Source organism: Streptomyces sp. B1866 (assembly GCF_031932565.1).
Taxonomy (GTDB): domain Bacteria; phylum Actinomycetota; class Actinomycetes; order Streptomycetales; family Streptomycetaceae; genus Streptomyces.
On sequence record NZ_JAVSCF010000356.1, the window covers coordinates 1 to 4,880 of the forward strand.

Genomic DNA, 4,880 nt, shown 5'->3' on the forward strand with positions numbered 1-4,880 from the left:
CCGTACGGCGCGCCCGGCGGCCGTCCCAGGGCGCGGCGCGCGCCGTACGGGCCGACGCGTCCGCCGGGCGCGGGCGCGGCTCAGCCGCCCGGGCGGCCCGCCGCCACCGCGTAGAACGCCACGGCGGCCGCGGCGCCCACGTTCAGCGAGTCCACGCCGTGCGACATCGGGATGCGCACCCACTCGTCCGCCGCCACCAGGGCCTGCCGGGACAGCCCGGTGCCCTCGGCGCCCAGCATCAGCGCGACCCGGTCCAGCCGGTGCGGGGCGGCCTCGTGCAGCGGCGCGGCCTGCTGGTCGGGCGTGAGCGCGAGGAGGGTGAACCCGGCGTCGCGCACCGCCTCCAGGCCGCGCGGCCAGGTCTCCAGACGCGCGTACGGCACGGAGAAGACCGCGCCCATCGACACCTTCACCGACCTGCGGTAGAGCGGGTCGGCGCAGTCCGGCGAGAGCAGCACCGCGTCCATGCCGAGGGCCGCCGCGCTGCGGAAGACCACGCCGATGTTGGTGTGGTCGTTGACGGCTTCCAGGACGGCCACCCGCCGGGCCGCGGCCAGCAGCTCGCCCGCGTCCGGCAGCGGTTTGCGCCGCATGGCGGCGAGCGCGCCGCGGTGCACGTGGTAGCCCGTCACCCGTTCGGCGAGCTCCGGGCTGACCACGTAGACCGGCGCCGTGGCCTCCTCGACGACGTCGCCCATCACGTCGAGCCACTTCTCGGACAGCAGCATGGACCGCATCGGGTATCCGGCGTGGCTGGCCCGCCGGATCACCTTCTCGCCCTCGGCGATGAACAGGCCCTCGGCGGGCTCGCGTCTGCGGCGCAGCTCCACGTCGGTCAGACCGGTGTAGTCGCGCAGGCGCGGGTCGTCGGGGTCGTCCACGGTACAGAGATCGGCCACAGGGTGATACTGCCCTGTCGGGGCCCGGGTGCCAATGACGCGCCCGCCCTGCGCTACCAGGGGTTACCCGAGGTGGCCGTCCTGGCCGAGGGCCACGACCTCGCCCACCACGACGACCGCGGGCGGCCGTATCCCGGCGGCCGCGACCGCGTCCGCCACCGTGGCCAGCGTGGCGTCCACGCGCCGCTGCGCGGCCGTGGTGCCCTCCTGCACGACCGCCACGGGCGTGTCGGCGCCCCGGCCGTGCGCCACCAGCGCCGCGGCGATGGCGCCGATCTTCTCGACGGCCATCAGCAGCACCAGCGTGCCGCGCAGCCGGGCCAGCGCCGCCCAGTCCACCAGCGAACTCGGGTCGTCCGGCGCCACGTGCCCGCTGACCACCGTGAACTCGTGCGCCACGCCCCGGTGCGTGACGGGGATGCCGGCCGCGCTCGGCACGCTGATCGCGCTGGTCACGCCCGGCACCACGGTGCACGCGATGCCCGCCTCGGCCAGCGCCGCCACCTCTTCCATGCCGCGTCCGAAGACGAACGGGTCGCCGCCCTTGAGCCGCACCACCGCCTTGCCCGCCTTGGCGTGCTCGATCAGCGCGTTGTTGATCGCCTCCTGGGCCATGTACCGGCCGTAGGGGATCTTGGCCGCGTCGATCACCTCGACGTGCGGCGGCAGCTCGTCCAGCAGGTCGCGCGGGCCGAGCCGGTCGGCGACCACCACGTCGGCCTCGGCCAGCAGCCGCCGCCCGCGCACGGTGATCAGGTCGGGGTCGCCCGGGCCGCCGCCCACCAGCGCCACCCCGGGCGTACGGGCCCGGTGGTGCGGCGCGGCGAGCGTGCCGTCGCGCAGCCCCTCGACCACGGCGTCCCGTACGGCGGCGGAGCGGCGCGGGTCACGGCCGGTGAGCACGGCCACGGTGACGCCCTCGCTGCGCCCGGTGGCCGGGGTCCAGGCGGACGCGGCCTCGGCGTCGTCGCTGCGCACGCACCACACGCGGCGGGCCTCGGCCTCGGCGGACGCCGCCGCGTTGGCCCGCGGGTCGTCGGTGGTGATCAGCGCGTACCAGGCGCCCTCGAAGTCGCCCTCCCGGTACCTGCGGCGCTCCCAGCGCAGCTCGCCCGCCTCGGCCATCGCCTCGACGGACGGGGTGGCGGACGGCGAGATCAGCACGATGTCCGCGCCGGCCGCGATCAGCGCGGGCAGTCGGCGCTGCGCGACCTCGCCGCCGCCGAGGACGACCACGCGCCGCCCGGTGAGACGCAGGCCGACGGGGTACGCGAAGTTCTCGGGCATGGCGGTGCGGCTCTCCTCGTACGAAATGCGCTGCCGCTGCGGCGCTGAAGCGGCGGAACGTGACTTGGGGGCGCGGCTCGGCCCCCGGCGAACACCCTACGGGGCGCGGCCGCGGACCGGACCGTCCCGGACGGCGGGGGTAACCGGTACCGAACGGTCCGGTATGCCGACGGCCCCACACGGACCCGGACGGACCGGGCACCAGGCTCCCGCGGACCGGCCCGGGCGGGACCGGCCCACGCGGGGCCGCGGCGCGGCGGGTCAGCCCTTCTCGGTGACCCCCGCGGCGTCGAACGTGGCGACCTCGTGCATCGCGCGCGCCGCGCTCTGCACCAGCGGCAGCGCGAGCAGCGCGCCGGTGCCCTCGCCCAGCCGCAGGTCGAGGTCGACCAGCGGCCGCAGTCCCAGCTTGTTCAGCGCCGCCATGTGGCCGGGCTCCGCGCTGCGGTGGCCGGCGATGCAGGCCGCCAGCACCTCGGGGGCGATGGCCCGGGCGACCAGCGCCGCCGCGCCCGCGCTGACCCCGTCCAGGATCACCGGGGTGCGCAGGGACGCGCCGCCGAGCAGCAGCCCCGCCATCGCGGCGTGCTCCAGGCCGCCGAACGCGGCGAGCACGCCGATCGGGTCGTCCGGGTCGGGCTGGTGCAGCTCCAGGCCGCGCCGGACGGTGGCGACCTTGCGGGCGTGCGTCTCGTCGTTGATGCCCGTGCCGCGCCCGGTCACCTCGGCCGGGTCCACGCCGGTGTAGACGGCGATGAGCGCGGCGGACACGGTGGTGTTCGCGATGCCCATCTCACCGGTGAGGAGGGCCTTGTTGCCCGCGGCCACCAGGTCGCGGGCCGTCTCGATGCCCACCTCGATGCCGCGCAGCGCCTCCTCGCGGGTGAGCGCGGGACCGGCGGTGAAGTCGGCGGTGCCGGCCCGCACCTTGCGCGGCAGCAGGCCCGGGGTGCTCGGCAGGTCGCCCGCGACGCCCACGTCCACGACGCACACCTCGGCGCCGACCTGGCCCGCGAACGCGTTGCACACCGCTCCGCCGGCCAGGAAGTTGGCGACCATCTGCGCGGTGACCTCCTGCGGCCAGGAGGTGACGCCCTGGGCGTGCACGCCGTGGTCGCCCGCGAAGATCGCCACGGCGGCGGGCTCGGGGATCGGCGGCGGGCACTGGCGGGACAGGCCGCACAGCTGGGCCGAGATGATCTCCAGCATGCCGAGCGCGCCCGACGGCTTGGTCATCCGCTTCTGCCGGTCCCACGCCTCGCCGAGCGCCTTCGCGTCCAGCGGCCGGATGCCCCGCAGGGTCTCGGCGAGCAGGTCGTGCGGGTCCTCGCCGGGCAGCGCGCGCCGCCCGTACTCCTCCTCGTGGACCACCCAGGACAGCGGGCGGCGCCGGGACCAGCCGGCCCGCATCAGCTCCGGCTCGTCCGGGAACTCGTCCACGTACCCGACGCACAGGTACGCCACGACCTCCAGGTGCTCGGGCAGGCCCAGGGCGCGCACCATCTCGCGCTCGTCGAAGAAGCTGACCCAGCCCACGCCCAGGCCCTCCGCCCGGGCGGCCAGCCACAGGTTCTCCACGGCGAGCGCGGAGGAGTACGGCGCCATCTGCGGCTGGGTGTGCCGGCCGAGGGTGTGCCGGCCGCCGCGGGTCGGGTCGGCGGTGACGACGATGTTGACCGGCGTGTCGAGGATGGCCTCGACCTTCAGCGGCCGGAACTGCTTGGCCCGCGCCTTCGGCAGCGAGGACGCGTACGCCTCGCGCTGGCGCTGGGCCAGCTCGTGCAGGGTGCGGCGGGTCTCCTCCGAGCGGATGACGACGAAGTCCCACGGCTGGGAGTGGCCGACGCTGGGCGCGGTGTGCGCGGCCTCCAGGACGCGGCGCAGCACCTCGTTGGGGATCGGGTCGGGGCGGAAGCCGTTGCGGATGTCACGGCGCTCGCGGATGACCCGGTGGACGGCGGCGCGCTCGGCCTCGCCGTAGCCCTCGGCGGGCGGGGTGCCCGGCTGCCCGGGCTCCGGCGGCGCGGGGGCCTCGGCGGGGGCGGCGTCGGCCGCGACGGGCCCGGCGGCGGCGGACGGCTGCTCGTCGGCGGCCGCCTCGGCCGGGTCGGGTGCGGGCTCAGGCTGGGCAGCCAGCTCCGTCGGCCCGACCGGCTCGACCGGCTCGCTTCCGGCGGCGGGCGGGCCGTCCTGCGGCTCGGGCCGGGCCGCGGGCTGCGCAACGGCCTCGGACGGCGGCGCCGCGGCGGCCGTCTCCGGCTGCGCGGAGACCTCCTCAGGCACGGCGGCAGAGGCGTCCGGACCGTCCGGGACATCATGGCCCGGCACCTGCGGGGGCGGGCCGGTGACGGGTGCGTCGGTGCCGGTGCTTATCGCGTGGCCCGGCGGTACGGGCACGGCGCCGAGGCCGTCCTGGGCGGCGGGCCCGTCCTCCGGCGGCCCGGCGGCGGGCTGGGCCGGGCGGGCGTCCGGCGCCGGGACCTCGGCCACCTCCGCGGACGGCGGAACGGATGGCCCGGAAGCGGTCTGCGCGGCCGCCGGGTCCGGGCCGGGAACGGCGGACGGCAGCTCGACCGCCGCCCGCGGGTCCGGTTCGGCGGCAGCCGCCGGGGCCGGTTCGGCCGCCGGCTGGTGCGCGTCGGGGGCGGCCGGCTCGCCGTGCGGGGCGGTCCCGTCCGGCGCGGCGGGAGCCTC

3 protein-coding genes are annotated in these 4,880 nt (G+C 77.5%); all 3 read right to left on the reverse strand.

Annotated elements, in window-relative coordinates; all coding sequences use genetic code 11:
- Positions 1–80: 80 nt before the first annotated feature.
- Positions 81–899, reverse strand: a complete 819-nt coding sequence (locus tag RKE29_RS27870; RefSeq protein WP_312008458.1) for an RNA methyltransferase — start codon at positions 897–899, stop codon at positions 81–83.
- Between the two features lie 63 nt (positions 900–962).
- Complete coding sequence (gene cobA, locus RKE29_RS27875; RefSeq protein ID WP_312008459.1) at positions 963–2,186, reverse strand: uroporphyrinogen-III C-methyltransferase; 1,224 nt, start codon at positions 2,184–2,186, stop codon at positions 963–965.
- Positions 2,187–2,447: 261 nt separating this feature from the next.
- The coding region (gene cobT / locus RKE29_RS27880) for a nicotinate-nucleotide--dimethylbenzimidazole phosphoribosyltransferase (RefSeq protein ID WP_312008460.1) at positions 2,448–4,880 on the reverse strand (2,433 nt) is incomplete at its 5' end.

Excerpts from the sequence above, each read along its gene's own strand:
- cobA (WP_312008459.1), bottom strand. The coding sequence starts at position 2,186 with ATGCCCGAGAACTTCGCGTACCCCGTCGGCCTGCGTCTCACCGGGCGG.